We start from the raw sequence: 23,366 nt of genomic DNA on the forward strand, positions 1-23,366 counted from the left end.
TTACCAAACGCATCTGCAATCGTAGGTGCGTTTTTTCTTTATAAAAAAGATAAACATGCGGAGTGTTATAATAGAAGAAAAAGGGAGAACCGGCCCTGCGGCCGGTTCAAAGAAGAAGACGTCAATGAAATGACGCACGCAGGTGAGGGGAGGTTTCATTTAAGTTATCTTTTTTAAGAAAAGTTGAAAAACATGACAAAAGATAGACAACTGGTGGATGAAGGTGAAAAATGTGTTTTTTTCTAAACCTTTATTTTTTTTATCTTTTGACCTTAAACCGTTATAATAGACAAGGACCCATTGTTCTATTTGGGCCATAAGTGATGTAACGAATGTGATATAGATGAAATGAAGACCATTCGGCAGGAGGAAATCAAAAATGATGGATAAAAAGATCCTTGTAGTAGATGATGAAAAACCGATTGCAGATATATTAGAATTTAACTTAAGAAAAGAGGGCTATGAAGTGCATTGCGCCTATGACGGAAATGAAGCCGTTGAAATGGTGGAAGAGCTTCAGCCTGATTTAATTCTTTTAGATATTATGCTTCCGAATAAAGACGGCGTTGAAGTATGCCGTGAAGTCAGAAAGAAATACGATATGCCTATCATTATGCTGACGGCTAAGGATTCAGAAATTGATAAGGTCATCGGGCTTGAAATCGGCGCGGATGACTATGTTACGAAACCATTCAGCACACGAGAGCTTTTAGCCCGTGTGAAAGCGAACTTGCGCCGCCAACTGACAACAGCGCCAGCGGAGGAAGAATCATCTTCCAACGACATTCATATCGGCTCCCTCGTGATCTTCCCTGACGCGTATGTAGTGTCAAAACGAGATGAAACGATCGAATTAACCCATCGTGAGTTCGAATTGCTGCATTACCTGGCAAAACACATCGGTCAAGTCATGACACGTGAGCACTTGCTGCAAACAGTCTGGGGCTACGATTACTTTGGGGATGTCAGAACGGTTGACGTAACAGTGCGCCGCCTTCGTGAAAAAATTGAGGACAACCCGAGCCATCCAAATTGGATTGTCACACGCCGCGGCGTCGGTTATTACTTGAGAAACCCAGAACAGGACTAATGCCCAATGAATAAGGTTGGTTTTTTTCGGTCGATCCAATTTAAGATTACCTTGATTTATGTGCTTTTGATTATCATCGCGATGCAAGTCATTGGTGTGTATTTTGTCAATCAGGTAGAGAAGTCGCTGATTACCTCTTATGAACAATCGCTTAATCAGCGAATCGACAACCTTTCTTATTATATTGAGCAGGAATATAAGAGTGATAATGACAGCACCGTCATTAAGGATGATGTCAGCCGTATTTTGAATGACTTCACGAAGAGTGATGAGATACGAGAAATTAGTTTTGTTGATAAAAGCTATGAAGTGGTTGGCTCTTCAAGGCCATATGGAGAAGAAGTTGCAGGGAAACAAACGACAGATCTCATTTTCAAAAGAATTTTTTCTACTAAACAGTCTTATTCGAGAAAATATTATGACCCGAAAAGCAAAATAAGAGTCCTCATTTCCGCAAAGCCCGTTACGACTGAAAACCAAGAGGTTGTCGGAGCGATTTATGTAGTAGCGAGCATGGAAGATGTCTTTGGCCAAATGAAGACCATCAACACGATACTGGCCTCCGGCACTGGTTTGGCCCTCGTTTTGACAGCCCTTCTCGGTATTTTTCTGGCCAGAACCATTACCCACCCGCTTTCAGATATGAGGAAGCAGGCAATGGAGCTTGCGAAAGGGAATTTCTCCAGGAAGGTTAGAAAGTACGGACATGATGAAATTGGACAGCTCGCCACAACGTTTAATCACTTAACGAGAGAGCTTGAAGATGCTCAGGCAATGACAGAGGGTGAACGCAGAAAGCTTTCCTCTGTTATTGCCTATATGACGGATGGCGTTATTGCCACAAACCGAAACGGCGCGATTATTCTCTTGAACAGCCCGGCGCTGGAGCTGCTGAACGTTTCACGTGAAACAGCCTTAGAAATGCCGATTACAAGCCTGCTGGGGATTCAAGAGAATTATACTTTTGAAGATTTAGTCGAACAGCAGGACTCTATGCTGCTCGAAATTGAGCGCGACGATGAATTGACAGTGCTTCGTGTCAATTTCTCCGTGATTCAAAGGGAGCATGGCAAAATCGACGGTTTAATTGCTGTCATTTACGATGTAACCGAGCAGGAGAAAATTGACCAGGAGCGCAGAGAGTTTGTAGCGAATGTATCACACGAGCTGCGGACGCCGCTTACGACCATGCGCAGTTATTTAGAGGCACTAGCGGAAGGCGCGTGGGAAAATAAAGACATTGCACCGCGTTTCTTAATGGTGACGCAGAATGAAACAGAGCGGATGATTCGGCTTGTAAACGATTTGCTTCAGCTTTCTAAGTTTGACAGCAAGGATTATCAATTTAATCGTGAGTGGATTCAAATCGTCCGATTTATGTCGCTCATTATTGATCGTTTTGAAATGACGAAAGAGCAGCATGTGGAATTTATCCGCAATCTGCCGGACAGAAACCTGTATGTGGAGATTGACCAGGATAAAATTACGCAGGTGCTCGATAATATTATTTCCAACGCTTTAAAATATTCACCTGAAGGCGGACATGTCACCTTCTCAATTGACGTAAATGAAGAGGAAGAACTTCTCTATATCAGCGTTAAGGATGAAGGGATCGGGATTCCGAAAAAGGATGTCGAAAAAGTCTTTGACCGCTTCTACAGGGTTGATAAAGCGAGAACGAGAAAGCTCGGCGGGACCGGTCTGGGACTTGCTATTGCCAGGGAAATGGTTCAGGCGCACGGCGGAGATATTTGGGCAGACAGTGTAGAAGGAAAAGGCACAACGATAACTTTTACTCTTCCATATAAAGAGGAACAAGAGGATGATTGGGATGAAGCGTGAAAATATAAAAACAATATTACTTACGGTACTCGTCGTCATCAGTCTTGTTTTTACATGGAGCATATGGACATTTCAGCCTAATTTTTCTGAAGACTCGTCATCAGCAGAGTCTACGGTGCGTGAGAAGCATAAAATTGAAAAAAATACCCAAAAGCTGTCTGAAACGGTAAAACCGCGGGAAATGTTTATACATGATGACGGTGCTCATTATAAGGTCGATGATGAAACGCTTTATGATGAAGTCTGGTCAGATTTGCCGCATTGGGATGTAAAAGGCATTAAAGATATATCGGATCAATATGATAAGGCCGGATTTAAGAGCTGGTTTTATGGAAGAGGCGGTTCTGCTGCCAAGCTTGATCTGCAATTCAGTGACACGATACCTATTGATATTATTCAAACGCTGTTTAAATGGTCCAATCAATCGTTTGAATACAGCTCGTTTGATCATATTATGGTCCCATTCGATGAAACAAAAACCAATAAGAAGATTTATTTGGTATCTTACAGCAAGCAGCTTATTCTGGAAGTGACGGTTGAATCAGCAAACTACCGGAATATCATGAACGATTTAAAAAACAAAGAATCAAATATGCCTGCGTACAGCTTGTTCTCGATCGGCACAAAGAAAGAGTTTTTGCTTCCGAACAAATCGCTTACGATGGATAAAAAGGAATTTGTCACGGAATCAATTAAAACAAACACTTTTAAACAAGCGCTGTTCAGCGATCCGAGCATTGTAAGAGAAGATTCGAATTATAATAACAGAAATGTACTGACGGACGGCATCAGCCGTTTAGATGTCAGCCTGACCCAGCGGCAGGTTCAATTCCAGCAGCGTAATTTAGTGCAGAGCACTTCGTATCAAACAGGTGAATTAATCAAAAAGAGCCAGAAGTACCTAGAGGATACAGGAAGCTGGACGGATCACTATCAATTTTTTAATATCAACGACAGCCAGCAGCTGAGCTTCTATATCTTTATGGATCAGCTCCCGGTCATTAACAGCATGTCTAAACCGTTTGGCGGAACTTCGGCAATCACCGTCCAATGGGCCAATGACGATATTCTCAGCTATAAACGGCCGAACTACAGTCTTGGAACGAATCCGATTAAAACAAGTGAGACACAGCTGATGAGCGGCAGGGAAGTGAGGGCCCTTCTGTCCAAACAAACGGCGTATGATACGGACAAAATTGATCAGATTTTCCCTGCGTATCAGATGATCTCAACATCAACCAACGATGATCCTCTTGTTGAGCTTGAACCGGTTTGGGCTATGAAAATAAACGGAAAAATGGTGCCGATTACGAAGGAATTATTGACGAAGGAGGGGGCAGACAATGGAGTGGAATAAGACAAAAACAATCTTCATCGTTGCCTTCCTCATTTTAGATATTTTCTTAGGCTATCAGTTTTTTGAGAAGCGATCTAATAGTAAAGAATATGAAGTCATTAAAAATGATGTAGAGCATGACATGAAGGCAGACCATATCACGTATGAAGGTCTGGATAAAGAAGCGATAGAAGGCTATCGGATCACAGCGAATCAAAAAGTCTTCACGAAGGATGATATTGAATCACTCAAGGATCAAAAGCCTATGATGGATATGCCTAGTGATGATCATAAAGTAACGAACTTAAAGATGAAGTTTACGAGCCCGATTGCCCTTTCAAAGAAAAACATAGAGGACGATGCACAGGCGCTTGTGTCTTCTAAAATTCAAGATGGTGAAAAATATAAGCTTTGGAAGGTGGATAAATCTAAAAAAGAAATCATTTACTTCCAAACGTATGAAGGTCATTACATTTATCAGAAGACTGACAACTCCTCTAATATGATCGGACAAGTGATTTTGCACTTAAACGATAAAAACGAGGTTGTGTCATACGAGCAGTCGACGCTTGAAACCTTTAAACAGATTCAGAAGGAAAACTTAATTACTGAGCTTGATGCGGTTGAATTATTGTACTATCAAAATCAATTAAAAGAATACTGCACCATAAAGAGTGTGAAATTCGGCTATGTGGCGCAATATCCGCTGACAAGCACGCAGGTGCTGGCTCCGGTATGGAGAGTTACGGTGGAGTATGATAAAAAAGTGAACGGCGAGAAAAAGAAAGTGCAAGAGTATTTTACTGTGAATGCTTTGGAGAGTACGATTTTAGATACAGACCAATCAAAATAATGGAGTGAACTGAAATGAGCTTGCAATTTAGCGTTCTTGCGAGCGGGAGTACGGGAAATGCGTTTTATCTGGAAACAGAGGATCACGCGTTTTTAGTGGACGCCGGTTTGAGCGGGAAAGCCATGGACGGATTAATGGCGCAAATCGGACGTAAGCTGGATGATGTGGACGGCATTTTTGTGACGCATGAGCATAGTGACCATATTAAAGGCCTCGGCGTCATCGCCAGAAAGTACAAGCTTCCGATCTATGCGAACGAGAAGACGTGGAAGGCGATGGAGAACCAGATCGGCAAAATTGATACCGATCAAAAGTTTGAGTTTCCGATGGAGACGGTGAAGTCGTTTGGCGGACTTGATGTAGAATCGTTTGGCGTCTCTCACGATGCGGCAGAGCCCATGTTTTATGTGTTTCATTGTAATGGGCGCAAGCTCGCTTTAATGACAGATACAGGGTATGTCAGCGACCGGATGAAGGGCATTATCCGCTCGGCGAATGTGTTCGTTTTTGAAAGCAATCATGATGTCGGCATGCTGCAAATGGGAAGATACCCTTGGAGCATTAAGCGGCGGATTTTAAGTGATGTCGGGCACGTTTCAAATGAAGACGCTGCGTTGGCGATGACTGATGTCATCGGCGACGAGACGTCTCGTATCTACCTCGCTCATTTGAGTCAGGACAACAATATGAAAGAGCTGGCCAGAATGTCTGTCCAGCAGACATTGGCTTCTAAAGGATTTGTGACAGGCGAAACATTTGATTTGTTTGATACCGATCCGAAAAAGGCTACTCCGCTTTGCGCTGTATAATTTTTTCTTGTGTAACATGACTATTATAGGAGTTTCTAATCCACAATATAACCATATCAACGTTCTCTGAAAGGATGGAATATGGTGGATTACGAGCGTGAGGAAGAACATAATACTCCTGAACAGCCGAAGAGAAGCAAAAAAGGTTATTTTCTTTCAAGCCTGATCGGGGTGATTGTCGGCGCTGTATTGATGGCGTTTATTATGCCGTACCTTTCGAATGAGGGGTTTGATACGGGCGAGGCGGATCAGCAGCAGACCAACGGCCGGGAATCAATTCGAACAGTGAATGTCAGTGTGAACAACGCTGTCACTCAGATTGTCAGCAAAGTGTCGCCGGCTGTTGTCGGTGTCGTAAACATTCAAAAAACAGATATTTGGGGAGAAAGCGGTGAGGCTGGGAGCGGCTCAGGCGTCATCTATAAGAAAAATGACAACTCTGCTTATGTCGTGACCAATCATCATGTGATCGAGGGCGCTTCCCAAATTGAAATCAGTTTAAAAGACGGTTCGCGCGTGTCTGCTGAGCTTGTCGGCAGCGACCAGCTGATGGATCTTGCCGTTTTGCGGGTGAAAAGCGATAAAATCAAAGCTGTCGCTGATTTTGGCAATTCAGATAAAGTGAAATCTGGTGAACCGGTGATTGCGATCGGCAATCCGTTAGGCCTTGAATTTGCAGGTTCTGTCACACAGGGCGTCATATCGGGAACAGAGAGGGCGATTCCGGTAGATTCCAATGATGACGGTCAGCCTGACTGGAATGCAGAGGTGCTGCAAACCGATGCGGCCATTAACCCGGGGAACAGCGGCGGAGCTTTGTTGAATATGGACGGAAAAGTCATTGGCATCAATTCAATGAAAATCGCGGAGTCAGCGGTTGAAGGGATTGGCCTGTCCATTCCATCTAAGCTTGTGATCCCGGTGATAGAGGATTTAGAGAAATACGGCAAAGTGAAGCGTCCGTTTCTTGGAATTGAAATGAAATCGTTAAGCGATATTGCAAGCTATCATTGGGATGAAACACTGAAGCTTCCTAAACATGTGACCAATGGAGCGGTGATAATGGGTGTAGATGCCTTTTCACCTGCCGGAAAAGCGGGACTCAAGGAGCTGGATGTCATCACTGAATTTGACGGGCAAAAAATAAATGATATTGTGGATCTTCGGAAGCGGCTTTATCAGAAAAGAGTCGGTGATCGGGTGAAGGTGACGTTTTACCGCGGCGGAAAAGAAAAATCCGTTGAAGTGAAGCTGTCCTCCGCAGATCAGTTAGGAAGTTAATAAAAGCAGTCTGGCACTGATGCCAGGCTGTTTTTTTATGCAAAAAAACGGAACGGGGGCGTCCGTTCCGTTTCTAAAAGGATAGATCGAATATGAAGAAAAATACAAGATGGATGTTACACGTGAAACAGCGTGTAAGGGCTTGTCAGCTGCAAATACTTCCGTTTTCTTTCGACAACGTAGAAGATTTCCCGGTACTTTTGTATTTGTGACCGCAATGCTATGTGCTTTTGCTTTTGTGATGGTTTCTGAACCTGATGTTTCATTACTTTCATGCTGCTCTGGACATTGAAGGTATGAAGTTTGCCATCTTCTCCAAGCACTTTAATGACATAGACGTATACGCCGTCCACTTTCTTCATTTGAGCTGATTGAACAGTCCCTTGGTATTTCCTCCTTATCATCAGATGTAAACTGAAGTGAAAAGTGAAATCGGAAGATGAACGGTTTTTCTGATCCGGCTCTCCTCGGGTAATTAAGATTGTTATTTTGCGTGCAGAGAAAACTTCTTCAGCCGGTATTGCAGGCTTTGTCTGCTGATGCCGAGCTCCTGAGCGGTTTTTGAAATGTTATGGCCGTGTTTTCTAAGGATGTTTTCGATCACATATTTTTCGAAGCTCTCCATTTTTTCTTTCAAATCAGCGGCGGGCTGATGCCCTGCGGGTTCCGTCTTCGAGATGTCTGCCGGCTTGATTTTCATGCGGTATTGATATGGCAGATGGTTGGCCGTAATCGTTTGTTCATCTGTCATGAAATTCATCGCACCCTCGATCATATGCTCAAGTTCGCGAATATTTCCCGGCCAATCATAGGATAAGAAAAATTGCTTCACATCTTCACTGATATGTTCGACAGCCATTTGAAACAGGTGGTTGTTTTTCTGGATGAACTCTGACGCGAGAAGCAAAATGTCCTCTTTGCGTTCCCGAAGCGGAGGGATGATCAGTGTCACGACGCTCAGCCTGTAATACAAGTCCTTTCGCATCCGTTCACCCGCAATGGCATCAATCGGGTCTTCATTCATCGTGGCGATAATGCGCACGTCAATCGGTGTATCCTTGGTCGAACCAATGCGTCTGATTTTCCGTTCTTGCAGGGCGCGCAGCAATTTTGCCTGCAAGCTCAAATTCAGTGAGTTGATTTCATCTAACAGAAGTGTGCCGCCATGCGCTTGCTCAAACAAGCCAGGCTGGTCAACGGCACCTGTAAACGCGCCTTTTTTCGTACCGAACAGGATGCTTTCCACCAGGCTGTCCGGCAGAGCCGCACAGTTTTGAGAAATGAACGGGCCGCTTGATCGGTCGCTGCCGTTATGGATACTTTGTGCGAACAGCTCTTTTCCCGTGCCGGTTTCACCTGCGAGAAGAATCGATGAAGACGTGCGGGTCGCCCGCTTGGCATTTTCGATGACATCCTGAATCGCCGGACTGGTGCCGAGAATGCTGTCAAATGTGTACGTCGCGTTTCCTTTTTTATGCATATTCTCTCTGATCAGGCGTTCCAGCTTTGTCACGTCCTTGGCAATTTCGACAGCGCCTTTGATGTTGCCGTCTTGGACGATCGGATATGTATGATTGATTGTCGTAATTTCCTGGCCTTTATTATTGAAATAGCTCTGCTTTACATTTTTGATCGTTTTGCCTTCCTGAAGGGCTTGCACAAGTGTGCTGTCCTGCTGCTTCGAAAACATAAATACATCCATCAGGTTTTTATTTAAGACGTCCTGCTTCTCCATATCTTCAATTTGCATCATTTTGTTGTTATAAACAATCGTGTTTCCATGCTCGTCCACCACGTGCAGGCCGACATCAATTTCATCCAAAATGCTCTGAAACACTAATGTGAGGAATTCGCTGTCTTTGACCAAAGTATAAACCTCCCTCATTTATTTTCTTAATATTGCTTCTATTTTATAAAAGAATGGAGATGATATGCAAAAGAATTTTGCACTTATGATTCGGTTACAGTTAATCTTTTTATCGTATAGGAAGGAAATACTGATATTGTATATTGACTGGAAAAATAAAATGTTTTATTATTTAGATAAATATCTAAATCCTAATGTTTCCTAAAAGGGGGGAGAATTATTTGAATAAGGCTTTTAAAGCTTTGGCCGATCCTACAAGGAGAAGGATTTTGGATTTGTTAAAACAACAAGATTTAACAGCCGGGCAGATTGCTGACCAATTTGATATGTCAAAACCTAGTATTTCTCATCACTTAAATATTTTAAAAAACACTGATTTAGTTCGAGACCAAAAAAAGGGACAATATATTATTTATTCTTTAAATACGACTGTACTTCAAGATCTTATTGGCTGGTTTTTTTCCCTTACAGACCATGACAAGAAGGAAGGTGAAGAATGATGAAAAAATATTTCTTTGCACTAATTATGATAGCATTAACAGTTTTAGCTTGGATTATAACATATTCACAATTACCAAATGAATTGGCAACACATTGGGGAATAAGCGGTGAAGCAGATGATTTTTCTAAGAAACCTACCGCTATAGCCACATTGGTAGGTATAATGATAATTCAATATATTCTTATGGTGCTTATTCCTAAAATTGATCCCCGGCGAAACTATACGGCCTTTACTCGTGCATACTTAACTATTTTTAATACCATGTTTCTCGTTTTATTTATCATTAATTTGATTACAATATTGACGGGGTTAGGTGTAAAACTTCCTATTCCATATTTAGGATCATTTATTCTTGGAGCTATATTTATGGTTTTCGGTAATTTTCTTCAGCAGGTTAGACCGAATTACTTCTTGGGAATTAGAACTCCTTGGACATTAAGCAGTGAAAATGTATGGAGGCTTACACATAGATTGAGTTCAAGAATATTTGTTCTAGCCGGAATCATTATTGTTTTAACTGCATTTATTCCTGAGTCTTTTACTGAGCCGATTATTTTTATAGCGGTAATAGGCAGCATACTCTTATCCGTATTAGGATCTTATTTCATATATCAAAAAGAACTAAATAAGTAGCCGGTTATGTTTCCTGTTTAAAGAGGTTAGAGTCTTATTCTAACCTCTTTTTAATTAGGAAAAAATAACTAAATATTCAAAAACTATTCATTTTTCACTCAGATTATGATAATATTTTTCTGTATTTTATGGGTTTATTTAGAAATAAATAGGATAAATTGTAATCGGGAGAGTGTTCATAATTGAACGATTTTAGTAGTGATAAAAGTAGAATAGGTCTCTTTTTTTTAACAATTTGTGCATGTCTAACGATCTTGCTTATCTCAAGTATCATAGTTGCATTACCGAAAAATCCTCTCTCCACAACTGTTAGAGCAGAGTTTTTGGTAAAACAATTTATTCCACAAGGATGGGGGTTTTACAGTAGAGATCCAAGATCTGATCATCTTTATGCATACAGTATGAATGGTGATACAGATATGCTTTCATGGCCAAATAACAATATAAGAAATGTCTTTGGGCTTAATAGATATGGAAGAGCACAGGGCATAGAACTTGGATTAATTATTTCTAAACTGCCAAGTTCTTTAAAGTGGAAAACATGTGATAAGGATGCAAAGAATTGTCTTGATGAGATGAAGGTACAAACGGACCTTACAAACCCTACGCCATATGCTTCACTTTGCGGTGATCTGGGAATCGTAAGTGGAAGTCTTATACCATGGGCATGGAGCCAATATAAGGTGGTTCCAACTTCTAAGGTTGTGAGGGTGAATGTAAAATGTTCGAAACGTTAAACACTAAAATTTATAAGTGGGCAAATGATAACGTACCCTGGACCAATGTCTATGGTTTGGCAAGAAGTATTATGGCATTATCTACAGCTTTAACACTTGCTTTAAATGATCCTAGCATTTTCTTTAGACCGGGTGCAGGACAAGTAACACCGTATTGTAATGGAACATACAGCATTTTTTGTACAGTGCCTAATAACCATATATACCTTAATTTAATACGATGGATTTGTGTCATCTTATTACTGGTTGTTGTGTCAGGCTGGAGACCCAGATTGACTGGAATTATACACTGGTGGATATCTTATAGTTTACAAGTATCCGCTATGACTATTGATGGAGGAGAGCAAGTGAGTGCAGTTTTCACATTATTACTCCTGCCTATAACATTGACCGATTCAAGAAAATGGCATTGGGAAAATATACAGACAGGTACGAGTCTCCTCAACAAGAAAGATTTATATTTTCGCGTCATAGCACTAACAACTTTTGTGTTTATTAGGATTCAAATTGCAATTTTATATTTTAACTCAGCCGCGGCAAAATTAGCTGATCAAGATTGGTTAAATGGAACTGCTGTTTATTATTACGCTCAAGATCCAATGTTAGGTTTTCCGCCTTTATTACATAACTTATTTAATGACTTTTTGTCATCACCTTTAGTTGTGATCCCAACTTGGGGAACTTTAATTATTCAATTAATATTATTTGCATTTTTATTTTCACCTAAGCCATATCGAAGATATATGTTTATTATCGCAATACTTATGCATGAAGTTTTTGCAGTTATGTTTGGTCTCATAAGTTTTTCAATGATTATGCTAGGTATTTTAATTCTCTATTTAAGGCCCATAGAAAAACAATTTCATTTTTCATTAGGAAAACGATTTTATATTAGCCATTTATTTATGAAAAGGGGTGATGCAGGAAAGTCATTATAGCCATTGTTTTTGCTGTCACTAGTCGTAGCCATAGGAATAAAAATTGGGAGGAGAAATGGATATGCGTTTAGCAGCTCAAGATCTAAAACTTAAATTGGTCTATTTAATGCTCATTATGTTGGTTCTATCTATATTTTCTGGTGCAACACCTATTACTCAAGCAAAGAATCTACATAAATACTCAGGTGAAGAAGTTTTTGCTGGAATTGTTTTTGGTCAAGGTGAAATCTCGAAAAAATTTCCCGAAATTTGGAACACTAACGATTATAATGTTAGAAATTCAGATAAATCTAAAGAACTTACTCAATTATTAATAAATGAAATGAAAAAAATCGATCCTCAATATTTTAATGATTTGAAAACATCGGTTTACAAAAAGGATCTTAAATTAATTGATGAGGAATTCGGCAAGGGTGGAGATCTTTTAAAAAAAGCTGCTGAGAAGGTTAACATGGGCAGCTCTGAACATGCGGATTTAGTCTCAGGGAAGTGTGTTGAAACTCTGGGTGCTGCTATTTTTGTTTTGGTACTAGCAGCAGGTGGCGCTGTAGACTATCTGTACGTTTACAATGCAACGAAATTTTGGGGAATAACTTCTAACGATAAAGAGTCTAAACTCGCTACAGAGATGTTTGTTAAGGATGTTGCAGAGAAGCTAAACTAAGATTATAGATAAAAGGCGTAATCATCATACAGATTACGCCTTTTTATATTGTAACGAATACGTATTCTTTTAACATGTCATTCTTGTATCAATTATATTTATTTAAAAGAATTCTTCTTATCGGACTTGTGTATACCTTTTTTGTTGAACATATTCATTCGAAAATGCAAAAGAATTTTGCACTATATGAAAATTTCGCGCGAAATATCTGAATATTTTTGCACCCTTGCCTCGAATATTGTAGAAAATACACGAATGTGCGAGTTGGCACGAAACTTGCATTTATAAAAAGGGAAAGCAGGATATAGTGTTGAAACAGAAAACAAGGGGGAATTCAAATATGCCAGCTTTATCAAAATCCAAAGAAATTATTGATCAGACGTCTCATTACGGTGCCAACAATTATCATCCGCTGCCGATTGTTATTTCTGAAGCGCTGGGTGCTTGGGTAAAGGACCCGGAAGGCAATGAATATATGGATATGCTGAGTGCTTATTCTGCGGTGAATCAGGGGCACAGACATCCGAAGATCATTCAGGCGTTAAAGGATCAGGCTGATAAAATTACGCTGACGTCTCGCGCGTTTCACAACGATCAGCTCGGACCGTTTTACGAAAAGGCGGCTAAGCTGACGGGCAAAGAAATGATTCTGCCGATGAATACGGGGGCTGAAGCGGTTGAGTCTGCGGTGAAAGCAGCGAGACGCTGGGCTTATGAAGTGAAGGGCGTGGCGGACAATCAGGCGGAGATCATTGCGTGCGTCGGAAATTTCCATGGCCGGACGATGCTGGCGGTTTCTCTTTCTTCTGAAGAAGAGTATAAAAGAGGGTTCGGCCCGATGCTTCCGGGAATCAAACTAATCCCTTACGGAGATGCGGAAGCGCTGCGCCAGGCGATTACGCCAAACACAGCGGCATTCTTATTTGAACCGATTCAAGGCGAAGCGGGCATTGTGATTCCGCCTGAAGGATTTTTGCAGGAAGCGGCGGCAATTTGTAAGGAAGAAAATGTGCTGTTGATTGCCGATGAAATTCAGACGGGTCTCGGACGTACAGGTAAGACATTCGCTTGTGACTGGGATGGCATTGATCCTGATATGTACATTTTGGGGAAAGCGCTTGGCGGCGGTGTGTTCCCGATCTCATGCATTGCGGCGGACCGCGACGTTTTAGGCGTGTTTAACCCGGGCTCACACGGCTCCACATTTGGCGGAAATCCGCTGGCATGTGCGGTGTCCATCGCCTCACTGGAAGTGCTGGAAGATGAAAAGCTGGCGGAGCGTTCTCTTGAGCTTGGCGAGTATTTTAAACAAGAGCTGGAGAGCATTGATAACCCAATCATTAAAGAAGTCCGCGGCAGAGGGCTGTTTATCGGTATGGAACTGACGGAAGCGGCGCGTCCATATTGTGAGCGTTTAAAAGATGAAGGACTTTTATGCAAGGAAACGCATGATACCGTCATTCGTTTTGCACCGCCATTAATCATTTCCAAAAAGGATTTGGATTGGGCGATTGAAAAAATTAAGCATGTGCTGCAAAAGGCATAAATCCGCATCATGGCGGGATATTCACTTCGTTTGTATAAATTTACAACAGAAAAATTAGCACTCCCTATTTGCTCAGCTACAGTATTTTAGTATAATGTATCTTTATGAGAAGAAGTGAATTTTATATTAAATAGATAGAGACTCTTTGGACAGCAAACTGGGATACGCACCATGTAGATGTTCCAGCTTAGATCCAATACAAGTTGCTGAAGGGGTGCAGAATGTGAATACGAACCAAGATAACGGAAATCAGCTCCAGCGGACAATGAAATCTCGCCACTTGTTTATGATTTCATTGGGCGGAGTGATCGGAACCGGTTTCTTCCTGGGAACCGGGTTTACCATTAACCAAGCGGGACCGCTCGGCGCGGTTCTGTCTTATTTAGTGGGCGGCTTTATCATGTTTTTGACCATGCTCTGCTTAGGGGAGCTTGCGGTCGCCTTTCCTGTATCGGGGTCCTTCCAGACCTATGCGACAAAATTTATCAGCCCGGCCTTTGGGTTTGCGTTCGGCTGGCTGTACTGGCTCGGCTGGGCAGTTACATGCGCAATAGAATTTTTGTCAGCGGGGCAGCTGATGCTCCGCTGGTTTCCGCACGTTGATGTCTGGATTTGGTGTCTGGTCTTTGCGGCCCTAATGTTTACCTTAAATGCAATAACCGCGAAAGCCTTTGCAGAATCTGAATTTTGGTTTTCCGGCATTAAAATATTGATTATCCTTTTATTTATTATTCTCGGCGGAGCCGCTATGTTCGGCTTCATTGACCTAAAAGGCGGAGAGCAAGCGCCGTTTCTGACGCATTTTTATGAAGATGGGTTATTCCCGAACGGCATAAAGGCAATATTGATAACGATGATTACCGTGAACTTCGCATTCCAGGGAACTGAGCTGATCGGGGTTGCAGCCGGAGAAAGTGAAAACCCTGAAAAAACGATTCCGCGGTCCATCAAACAGACAGTATGGAGAACACTTGTCTTCTTTGTTCTTTCAATCATTGTCATTGCCGGCATGATTCCGTGGAAACAGGCGGGTGTTGTGGAAAGTCCGTTTGTTGCCGTATTTGAGCAAATCGGAATTCCATATGCAGCTGATATCATGAACTTTGTTATTTTAATTGCGCTGCTATCCGTTGCAAACTCAGGTTTATACGCATCGACTCGTATCCTGTACGCGATGGCGAATGAAGGACAGGCCTTCAAAGCGCTCGGCAAAACAAATAAAAGAGGTGTGCCGCTGAACGCGTTAATTGTAACGATGGCTGTGGCCTGCCTGTCGCTTCTGTCAAAAGTAGCGGCGGCCGAAACCGTGTATATGGTGCTTCTATCCTTGGCGGGCATGAGCGCGCAAGTCGGCTGGATCGCGATATCGCTTTCCCAAATCAGGTTCAGACGAAAATATATCCGTGAAGGCGGCAAGATAGAAGATCTGAAATTTAAAACACCGCTATATCCGGTACTTCCGCTGATCGGCCTGACGTTAAATACAGTCGTTCTCATCAGTCTCGCGTTTGATCCGGAGCAGCGTATCGCGCTGTATTGCGGAGTACCGTTTATGGTCATTTGCTACATCATTTATCATGTCGTCATTAAAAAACGCAAGCAGGCAAATCGTCAGCTAGAGCTTTAAAAACGTTGTCCGCAAGTCATCTTTGTTAGAACCCGCATAAGGACATTATCTTATATGTTGAGGTGGAATCACAGATGGATAAAACGATTTCGGTTATTGGAATGCCAATGGATTTAGGACAAGCACGACGCGGAGTGGACATGGGACCAAGTGCCATCCGGTATGCCCATCTGATTGAGAGGCTGTCAGAAATGGGTTATACGGTTGAAGATCTCGGTGACATTCCGATCAGCCGTGAAAAGATCAAAAACGATGAAGAACTGAAAAACCTAAATTCCGTACTGGCAGGAAACGAAAAGCTCGCTCAAAAGGTGAACACCGTGATTGAAGAGAAAAAATTCCCGCTTGTTCTTGGCGGCGATCACAGTATCGCGATCGGCACGCTCGCAGGTACAGCGAAGCATTACGATAAGCTCGGCGTCATCTGGTATGACGCGCACGGTGACCTGAATACGCTTGAAACATCACCTTCAGGCAATATTCACGGCATGCCGCTTGCCGTCAGCCTCGGTATCGGACACGAGTCACTGGTGAACCTTGAAGGATATGCGCCTAAAATCAAACCGGAAAATGTCGTCATTATCGGTGCCCGGTCACTTGATGAAGGAGAGCGCCAGTATATTAAGGAAAGCGGCATGAAGGTGTACACCATGCACGAAATCGACCGCCTCGGCATGACAAAGGTGATCGAAGAAACCCTCGATTATTTATCAGACTGCGACGGCGTCCATCTCAGCCTTGATCTGGACGGACTTGATCCAAACGACGCACCGGGTGTCGGAACCCCTGTCGTCGGCGGCATCAGCTACCGCGAAAGCCACCTGGCTATGGAAATGCTGTATGACGCAGGTATCATTACCTCAGCTGAATTTGTTGAGGTCAACCCGATTCTTGATCACGAAAACAAGACTGGTCAAACAGCAGTAGAGCTCGTAGAATCCCTGCTAGGGAAGAAATTGCTGTAGACATGTGAAAACCCCCGCATCCCAGCGGGGGTTTTCTTAATTATCCAATCATTTTCTCAGCGACTTTCATCTCTTGTGAGTGTGATTGATGATCTGCAATAAACCAGCCGGATAAAATCACTGCTGCAACGCCTGCGCCAATTAGAAACTTTTTCATTTACATAACCTCCGTTTGTTTAATGAGTTCCTCAATCTGTATCGCTTCATAAAAAAAGTGGGCAGCTTCTTTATAAAGCTCATTTTCCCTATACCGTTCGCCAGCCAAAATGGAAAGTTCTCTTACACTGTCGTATTCTCTCTCCAACATCAACACATCCATATGTTCTTTGCATAAGTGAAACGTTTCCGCATGACCTCCTTCTGCGTAAATGGCATATAAAATATCAATTTTCGCCTCACATATTTTATTCGGCTCAGTATTTAATTTTTCCTTCAATTTTTGGTAATAAGCTAGGGCCTGTTCTTTCTTTTCAATCTTAAACAGCTCTCGTATCAGCAAGTAAACAGAATGATAGTAATAGGCAGATCGGGCGTACTCTTCGTTCTGTAAAGCCTCTTCTAATTTTGAGATGGCCTTGTCTGATTTGCCGCTTTGGGCATGAAGAAGTCCAAAGTTATGTAAAAGCTGGGCCTCAAAAAAATGATCCTCTAATTCTCTCGTCATGCGAATGGCTTCATCCAAATAAGTTTCCGCCTCTTCAAACTGGTTCATCTCGGTAAAATTGCCTGACATCGTAATTAATGCGGAGGCGAGTTTCTTTTTGTAATCCGTTTCTTCTCTGAACGTTTTGACCGCTTGCCGTGTATGGTTGAGAGACACCATATTTTGTCCCAGCTTATAATAGAGCTTGCCGACTTTCAGATGAAATTCGGCTTTTTCGATCGGATCGGGGATGTTGCTGAGATACTGCTCCGCTTCTTTATAGAGCCCGATGGCAATTTCGTAATTATTTTTATAGGCTTCATACATGCCTTCAAACAGAAAAAAGTAATATTTCAGCATGTCTGACGTAGCATTCATATGAGGAGACTCCTCATGCTCAAAGCCCAGCCCTCTCGCTTCATGAAGCAATACTTTATGGCGCAATTCTAATAAGGAGAAGTAGGCAAGCACCTCCTGATCCTCTTCCATATCATCCAATAAAGGCTTCACTTCTTCAAAGATACGGGCGGACTCTTCAACTTCATGTTTCTTGATCGCAAGGTACCAATCGTTGAGCATGTTAGCGATTTCTGCGGGTGCAATCTTATTCATTTGAAACTCCCTTCTCTATTCATTTATCAATCTATTTGCTTATCTTGATAGTAACACCTCTTTCTATTTTATGTAAAATCCTCTAGTCAATAAATAAAGGAGAAGCTATATGACCATCACGCTAACCCCCATGCAGATCGAAGAATTTCGATCCTATCTGACATACACGACAAAGCATTATGCAAGAGAAAAGGTAAAGGCAGGATCGTGGCTCCCTGATGAGGCCATGCTTTTGTCCAAACAGACTTTTTCTGATTTGCTGCCGAATGGCCTGCAAACGCATCATCACCATTTGTGGAGTATCATCCTGAACGGAAAGGAAACGGCTGGCTGGCTCTGGATTCACGCAGAACCGGAACACCCGCAGCAGGAAGTGTTTATTTACGATTTCGGGCTGTATGAATCATATCGGGGAAAAGGTTTCGCGAAGCAAGCCTTGAACGCACTGGACGAGATGGCGGGAAACATGGGCATTCGAAAACTGTCTCTTCACGTATTTGCTCATAATGAGACGGCTAGGCGGCTGTATGAGCGGGCTGGATTTCAGGAGACTGATGTAATCATGAGTAAGAAGCTCTAGGCCTGGGGAAGGCCTTTTTTTGTGAGACAACCTTCCTGTAAATGATTTCTAAAAATTCTGTAAATCACCTAGTTACCTTCCACATTTCCCTAATATAATGTTGATAAAGGAAATCATCTTTCCTAACACACATGAAAAGAGGAGATGTTATGAGTATTAAGGGAAAAATGTTTATTATTTTGGTAGCGCTTACAATTAGCGGCGGCCTGTTTATTTCTCCCGCCAAAGCTGTAAAGGCCACGAACTATGCTGAAGAAATTGCAGCGCTTCAGCCAGGCACGACCCCAGAAGAAATCACAAAATCCGCCAGCCAGATTGCCAAACAGCAGCACGTAAAGACCGATGTCATTCTCAAACAGTTTTACAGTGAAATCACCGCAGATAAAGCAGAAGGAGACCAGCTCGCCAAGGAAAGCGGCATGTCCGTGATGGGCGGCTCATCCGGTACGAAAAAACTTCCCACAAGCTCGAAAGGAAACATCTACTACACCAACTCCTACACAGCCTACTACAACCATGGCCACGTCGGCATGTACTCCGCCGCTGACAAAATTGTTGAATCGGTTCCAAGCGACGGCGTCAGACAAATTGCTTATAACGCCAGAGACGTGGAAGACAACTCCATCGTACAGACAGTCAATGTCACTTCTTCACAGAAAACATCCGCTGCCGACTGGGCGGTATCGAAAGTCGGCGACTCATACTCGTTTAACTTCGTCAATAACAGAAATACCGGCCATGACGGCGCCAAAAACTGCTCCAAGCTCCTGTGGTCCGCATTTTTGCTCAAAGCCGGCATTGATATCGACAGCAATAAAGGGTTAGGCGTTTACCCGCGTGACATCACAAGTTCTTCCTATACGACAACCGTCATGACGATTCATTAAGGAGCGGATATGAAAAAGTGGATGATCACCATCGCCTTGCTGATGCTCGCAGGAATCGCATTATTTGTCTTCGTTTCCCCTCTCAAAAGCCATATAGCTGTGAGTCAGCAGGATCTCCGAGACCCTGATTTTCTGAACGACAAAGAAGTCCTGCTGTATTTCTCAACCTCAGCGGATCAAGATGCATTCGGCGGCGGGAAAAGCTATGCCCTGTTTATCAGCCAAGACAGGTCGCTATCTTCATTTCAGATGAAGGGCCTTGAGCTGGGTTCCGCCAAGGTTCATGACGACAGTGTGATGCTGGAGGACAAAAACACGATTTTCACGATCAAAGACGGCCTGAGCTCCCATAAAAGAGCCTATCAGCACACCGGAGACAGCGCAGGCTTTCTGCAAAATACGGATGGTTTTTACACCCTCTACAATTCCGGCTACGACAAAAAGGGAGACGGGTACCGCTCAGAGCTGTACCGCCAGATGAACGGGGAGTGGAAAAAAGACGTCATTCCTTACTACATCCGAGCCTCCGGTTTTCACGGTGGCGCCATTTACGCACTTGTCCCGACAGACGATGAGAAAGGCTACCAGCTCCTTCAGATTCAAGTCGATCAAAAGAAGCTCACATATCAAACCATCACTGAATGGCAGTATCGGGAAGGAGCCTCAATCGAGTCTCAGCTTGCTGCGGACGATCAAGCTGTATATGTGATGGTTCGGGGGCAAAAAGCCAGCAATCTCTATCAAATGGTGAAAATCAATAAGAAAAACGGCAAGGTGAAGCTTTACAATATCGCCGAATACAAAAACGACGAGCAAACAATATACAGCTCTATGCCATTCAGCTTTAAAAAAAGCTTTTTCTCGTATCACGGGTCCCTGTATTTCATTGACGGCTTCGGAAAGGTATACAAGATCGATGCAAAGACAGGAAAAAGCCGGATTGCCTTCGCCCTTTCCCCAGAAAAAATGAAAGCCGATTTCAAAGAAATCACACAAAAAGGCAGCAGCCTCTATTTCTTCACATATACCTACAACCAGCCTGCATACATTGAACAATACAGCCTGAAAACCGGAAAGAAACTGAAGGAAAAAGAGATCGGGAAGGTAAAGGAGATTGTGGCGCCGAAGAGTCATTTGAAGCTGTATGATTTTGAGGTGATGAAGGATTTTTAAGGTGAAGGGGGTTCCGACTTGGGAGCCGTTATACTGCTTATCGTTTTTGTTTTTCCGATGATGTCAGGCGTAATTGGTGCAGCGGGTTATTTCATATGGAAGAAAGTTTGGATTGGTCCGCTCATCGTCTTTATTGCGAGTTTGATATTGTTGTTTACGTTAGCCTCTGGCAACAGTTCATTCATGTTTTGGGTTGTGCTTTATACTGCAATTGCATTAGCAGCCAGTATTGTCACATTATTTCTCAGGAAATTATTATTCAACTGACCGCTGTTTATGAAGAGACTTGTGAAGTCTCTTTTTTCTGTTACGCAATTTGATACATATCAATGATAGAACATTGTCCAGCCTCCATCTAAACATGGTTCAATACTATAAAGCTCGAATGGCCTTTTTAAGCAAACAGGTGTTAATTACTGTAAAATGAATATATAGAATGGATGCAGATAAAGGAGGAAGCATATGCGCACCAAACGGGTCATTCTTCTTGCAGTTATCATCAGTCTGATTTCGGCGGCTACGATGTTCCTGTTAAACGGAGGTAAAGCAGATTGGTTCGACATCATCGGAATCATTATCGGGTGCTTTCTTGGCATATTTGTTGTTGTAAGAATACAGAAAAAGCAGGCGTGAAAAAGGGAAAGGGTCATGCCGAACCGAAGTCATGTTCAAGGACGCAAAGTCCAAACACATGAATGGGAGGAATGGCGTTGACAGGAAACAAAGCGGTTGTGTACAAAGGCAAAGGAAACGTGGCGGTGGAGGATATCGGCTATCCGGAGTTAATCTTGAGGGACGGGCCCGGCGTTCCGAAGGCGAATGTAAACCGGAAATGTGAGCACGGGGTGATTTTGAAGGTGATTACCACAAACATCTGCGGAAGCGACCAGCACATGGTCAGAGGCCGCACGACGGCGCCTGATGGCTTAGTGCTCGGGCATGAAATTACGGGAGAAGTCATTGAAACGGGTCGGGATGTTGAATTTATCAAAAAAGGCGACATCGTATCCGTTCCTTTCAATATTGCCTGCGGACGCTGTGTGATGTGCAAAACGCAGAAAACGCATGTGTGCCTGAATGTCAATCCGGACCGGCCGGGATCGGCTTACGGCTACGTTGATATGGGCGGCCAGTCTGAATACGTCATGGTGCCATACGCCGATTTTCAGCTGTTGGTCTTCCCGGATAAAGAACAGGCGTTGGAGAAAATTCTTGATTTAACAAATGCTGTCCGATATTTTTCCAACCGGATTTCACGGGGCATATACAGCAGGCGTGCAAACAGGTTCTACCGTTTATATCGCGGGAGCGGGGCCTGTCGGCTTAGCCGCTGCGCACTCCGCCCAGCTCCTTGGCGCTTCCACAGTGATTGTAGGCGATTTGAATGAAGACAGACTGGCACAGGCCAGAAGCTTTGGCTGTGAAACGGTCAACGTGCAAAAACACGACCGCCTCGGCGAACAAATTGAACAAATACTAGGTGAACCAACCGTTGATGCCGCAGTGGACTGTGTCGGCTTTGAAGCATCCGGACACGGCAGCCAAGGAGAAGCGCCGGCCGCCGTACTGAACTCGATCATGGATGTCACCCAGGTCGGCGGAAGTCTCGGTATTCCAGGCTTATACGTGACCGAAGATCCCGGTGCAAAGGATGCGGACGCCAAAACAGGCTCTTTAAAAATCCGCTTTGGACTCGGCTGGGCCAAAGCCCACACCTTCGTCACCGGGCAAACACCCGCTATGACATACAACCGCAACTTGATGAAAGCGATCCTGAGCGGCAGGGCGCAAATCGCAAAAGCCGTCAACGCCACTGTCATTTCTTTGGACGACGCGCCAAAAGGATACAGCGACTTTGACAAAGGAGCAGCCAAAAAATTCGTCATCGACCCGCATGGAACATTGAAGTAAAAGAAAAAGCCGGGCGTTCTCAGAACGCCGGCTTTATTGCTGATAATCCGTTTCTTCAAATCGATCTCGTGATTCGTCTTGGACAATTAAATCCCCTTCAATTTTGTCCAGTCCAATCAGAATATAAGGGTTTTTCTCATTTTCCTCGGGAGCCGGCTTTCGTTTCACAATTACAATCGTTTCTTTAGGCGAGTATTTGACGTCTGACACCTCAAGCTTCTTATCCTTCTCGCTGCTTCCGAGAGACACCACGACCATTTTTTTGCCTTCTGATATAATGAAGACTTGGTATCCTTTCACATCACCATGTGTTTGAAGGTAATTTGCGTATAATTCTAGCTCGGAACTCCCTTCACCGATCCGATCCTTCTCTAACACCCAATAAGACGACTGACACCCAGCAAGCAGCAACATGATCACAAAAAGCCAAACCCATCTGAAGCGCACATGCAGACCTCCCCAAACATCGGTTACAACCAAACTAACATACGGGCGAAATAGAGTCATCAACAGCTTGTTTGTCGATTTGTGGATAAAACTCAGCCCGAAGCACTACTAACATGTGAATAAATAGGTTATATTGGGAAGAGAATATTTGCAAAAATGCAAGAAACCATCGGAGGATTTGAACATGAAACAAACGTATTATTCCTGTGAAGAACACATCGAAACCGTGCTGGATATGTACATAGACGACCACGAGCTGCCGCCCGAAATCAGAAAAATCGAACATACTAACAGTTTATCCACAGCCTGTGAATTATGTGGAGACCCCGCAGTATATATAGTGGGGAACGAATGATCTTACACAAAATACAGAAAAGATATCCACAATTGTGGACAACATATATGAATAACTTGTTTTTAAAG

Annotated in this window: 25 protein-coding genes and 1 pseudogene; 21 read left to right on the forward strand and 5 right to left on the reverse strand. The window is 43.1% G+C overall.

The genetic code is table 11. The features are described 5' to 3' along the window. Window positions 1-382 precede the first annotated feature (382 nt). From walR to htrC, 6 genes are all read left to right on the forward strand, one after another. The gene (gene walR / locus CJU60_RS00405) at window positions 383-1,090 is read left to right on the forward strand and encodes a cell wall metabolism DNA-binding response regulator WalR (protein WP_010332599.1); all 708 of its coding nucleotides are present in this window, start codon (window positions 383-385) and stop codon (window positions 1,088-1,090) included. Between the two features lie 6 nt (window positions 1,091-1,096). Continuing rightward, entirely contained in the window at window positions 1,097-2,932 is a 1,836-nt protein-coding gene (walK, locus tag CJU60_RS00410) for a cell wall metabolism sensor histidine kinase WalK (RefSeq protein ID WP_044160205.1), read from the forward strand. Continuing rightward, complete coding sequence (yycH, locus tag CJU60_RS00415; protein WP_095712766.1) at window positions 2,922-4,289, forward strand: two-component system activity regulator YycH; 1,368 nt, start codon at window positions 2,922-2,924, stop codon at window positions 4,287-4,289. The genes walK and yycH overlap by 11 nt, the downstream gene beginning before the upstream one ends. After that, window positions 4,276-5,121: a two-component system regulatory protein YycI gene (locus CJU60_RS00420; protein ID WP_024123516.1), complete on the forward strand. Its 846-nt coding sequence runs from the start codon at window positions 4,276-4,278 to the stop codon at window positions 5,119-5,121. Before yycH ends, CJU60_RS00420 begins: the two co-directional genes overlap by 14 nt. 14 nt (window positions 5,122-5,135) lie before the next feature. Continuing rightward, window positions 5,136-5,930: an MBL fold metallo-hydrolase gene (locus tag CJU60_RS00425; protein ID WP_024123515.1), complete on the forward strand. Its 795-nt coding sequence runs from the start codon at window positions 5,136-5,138 to the stop codon at window positions 5,928-5,930. 81 nt (window positions 5,931-6,011) lie between these two features. Beyond that, complete coding sequence (gene htrC, locus CJU60_RS00430; RefSeq protein WP_095712582.1) at window positions 6,012-7,211, forward strand: serine protease HtrC; 1,200 nt, start codon at window positions 6,012-6,014, stop codon at window positions 7,209-7,211. Window positions 7,212-7,327: 116 nt separating this feature from the next. Here the strand turns inward: htrC and CJU60_RS00435 are convergent, their stop codons facing one another. Together CJU60_RS00435 and rocR are read right to left on the reverse strand one after the other, a co-directional pair. Then, window positions 7,328-7,615, reverse strand: a complete 288-nt coding sequence (locus CJU60_RS00435; protein ID WP_176471061.1) for a PepSY domain-containing protein — start codon at window positions 7,613-7,615, stop codon at window positions 7,328-7,330. An 80-nt stretch (window positions 7,616-7,695) separates the two neighbouring features. Then, window positions 7,696-9,078 carry an arginine utilization regulatory protein RocR gene (gene rocR / locus CJU60_RS00440; protein ID WP_095712583.1) on the reverse strand — a complete coding sequence of 461 codons (1,383 nt, stop codon included), beginning with the start codon at window positions 9,076-9,078 and terminating at the stop codon, window positions 7,696-7,698. 221 nt (window positions 9,079-9,299) lie between these two features. Here rocR and CJU60_RS00445 point away from each other — a divergent pair, with 221 nt between their 5' ends. The 8 genes from CJU60_RS00445 to rocF all read left to right on the forward strand — a co-directional run bounded on the left by CJU60_RS00445 (window position 9,300) and on the right by rocF (window position 16,690). Continuing rightward, window positions 9,300-9,578 (forward strand): autorepressor SdpR family transcription factor, encoded by a 279-nt coding sequence (locus CJU60_RS00445; protein ID WP_095712584.1) that lies wholly within the window; start codon window positions 9,300-9,302, stop codon window positions 9,576-9,578. After that, a complete protein-coding gene (locus tag CJU60_RS00450; protein ID WP_095712767.1) occupies window positions 9,578-10,213 on the forward strand; it encodes an SdpI family protein in 636 nt (211 codons plus the stop codon). Before CJU60_RS00445 ends, CJU60_RS00450 begins: the two co-directional genes overlap by 1 nt. Window positions 10,214-10,395: 182 nt before the next feature. Next, window positions 10,396-10,950 carry an SdpA family antimicrobial peptide system protein gene (locus CJU60_RS00455; RefSeq protein ID WP_095712585.1) on the forward strand — a complete coding sequence of 185 codons (555 nt, stop codon included), beginning with the start codon at window positions 10,396-10,398 and terminating at the stop codon, window positions 10,948-10,950. Next, window positions 10,935-11,888 carry a sporulation-delaying protein SdpB family protein gene (locus CJU60_RS00460; protein WP_095712586.1) on the forward strand — a complete coding sequence of 318 codons (954 nt, stop codon included), beginning with the start codon at window positions 10,935-10,937 and terminating at the stop codon, window positions 11,886-11,888. The genes CJU60_RS00455 and CJU60_RS00460 overlap by 16 nt, the downstream gene beginning before the upstream one ends. Before the next feature lie 61 nt (window positions 11,889-11,949). Continuing rightward, a complete protein-coding gene (locus CJU60_RS00465) occupies window positions 11,950-12,552 on the forward strand; it encodes a sporulation delaying protein family toxin (RefSeq protein WP_095712587.1) in 603 nt (200 codons plus the stop codon). Window positions 12,553-12,892: 340 nt separating this feature from the next. After that, entirely contained in the window at window positions 12,893-14,098 is a 1,206-nt protein-coding gene (rocD, locus tag CJU60_RS00470; RefSeq protein ID WP_095712588.1) for an ornithine aminotransferase, read from the forward strand. Window positions 14,099-14,321: 223 nt separating this feature from the next. Then, on the forward strand, window positions 14,322-15,725 hold the full coding sequence (locus tag CJU60_RS00475) for an amino acid permease (protein WP_095712589.1): 1,404 nt from the start codon (window positions 14,322-14,324) through the stop codon (window positions 15,723-15,725). A 74-nt stretch (window positions 15,726-15,799) separates the two neighbouring features. Further along, a complete protein-coding gene (rocF, locus tag CJU60_RS00480) occupies window positions 15,800-16,690 on the forward strand; it encodes an arginase (protein ID WP_024123509.1) in 891 nt (296 codons plus the stop codon). Window positions 16,691-16,730: 40 nt separating this feature from the next. On the opposite strand, the gene CJU60_RS00485 is transcribed toward rocF, so the two are convergent. Both CJU60_RS00485 and rapG read right to left on the reverse strand, forming a co-directional pair. Further along, window positions 16,731-16,847, reverse strand: coding sequence for a Phr family secreted Rap phosphatase inhibitor (locus CJU60_RS00485; RefSeq protein WP_010332587.1), 117 nt, complete (start codon window positions 16,845-16,847; stop codon window positions 16,731-16,733). Beyond that, entirely contained in the window at window positions 16,848-17,945 is a 1,098-nt protein-coding gene (gene rapG / locus CJU60_RS00490; protein ID WP_095712590.1) for a response regulator aspartate phosphatase RapG, read from the reverse strand. It lies immediately after the preceding gene. 109 nt (window positions 17,946-18,054) lie between these two features. Here rapG and CJU60_RS00495 point away from each other — a divergent pair, with 109 nt between their 5' ends. From CJU60_RS00495 to fdhA, 6 genes and pseudogenes are all read left to right on the forward strand, one after another. Further along, window positions 18,055-18,525: a GNAT family N-acetyltransferase gene (locus tag CJU60_RS00495; RefSeq protein ID WP_095712591.1), complete on the forward strand. Its 471-nt coding sequence runs from the start codon at window positions 18,055-18,057 to the stop codon at window positions 18,523-18,525. A 149-nt stretch (window positions 18,526-18,674) separates the two neighbouring features. Further along, window positions 18,675-19,412, forward strand: a complete 738-nt coding sequence (locus CJU60_RS00500) for a YiiX/YebB-like N1pC/P60 family cysteine hydrolase (RefSeq protein ID WP_095712592.1) — start codon at window positions 18,675-18,677, stop codon at window positions 19,410-19,412. A gap of 9 nt (window positions 19,413-19,421) precedes the next feature. Then, window positions 19,422-20,585: a hypothetical protein gene (locus CJU60_RS00505; RefSeq protein ID WP_095712593.1), complete on the forward strand. Its 1,164-nt coding sequence runs from the start codon at window positions 19,422-19,424 to the stop codon at window positions 20,583-20,585. An 18-nt stretch (window positions 20,586-20,603) separates the two neighbouring features. Then, the gene (locus CJU60_RS00510; RefSeq protein ID WP_095712594.1) at window positions 20,604-20,852 is read left to right on the forward strand and encodes a DUF2651 family protein; all 249 of its coding nucleotides are present in this window, start codon (window positions 20,604-20,606) and stop codon (window positions 20,850-20,852) included. A gap of 195 nt (window positions 20,853-21,047) precedes the next feature. Continuing rightward, window positions 21,048-21,218, forward strand: a complete 171-nt coding sequence (locus CJU60_RS00515) for a hypothetical protein (RefSeq protein WP_010332581.1) — start codon at window positions 21,048-21,050, stop codon at window positions 21,216-21,218. Between the two features lie 62 nt (window positions 21,219-21,280). Next, window positions 21,281-22,496, forward strand: a pseudogene (gene fdhA / locus CJU60_RS00520) (formaldehyde dehydrogenase, glutathione-independent). 33 nt (window positions 22,497-22,529) lie between these two features. On the opposite strand, the gene CJU60_RS00525 reads toward fdhA, so the two are convergent. Further along, a complete protein-coding gene (locus CJU60_RS00525; protein ID WP_095712595.1) occupies window positions 22,530-22,943 on the reverse strand; it encodes a hypothetical protein in 414 nt (137 codons plus the stop codon). Window positions 22,944-23,127: 184 nt separating this feature from the next. Between CJU60_RS00525 and CJU60_RS00530 the strand changes: the two genes are divergently transcribed. Beyond that, a complete protein-coding gene (locus CJU60_RS00530) occupies window positions 23,128-23,298 on the forward strand; it encodes a CxxH/CxxC protein (protein WP_003236479.1) in 171 nt (56 codons plus the stop codon). Window positions 23,299-23,366: the final 68 nt, after the last annotated feature.

It is taken from the genome of Bacillus sp. 7705b, assembly GCF_002289525.1.
GTDB lineage: Bacteria > Bacillota > Bacilli > Bacillales > Bacillaceae > Bacillus > Bacillus halotolerans.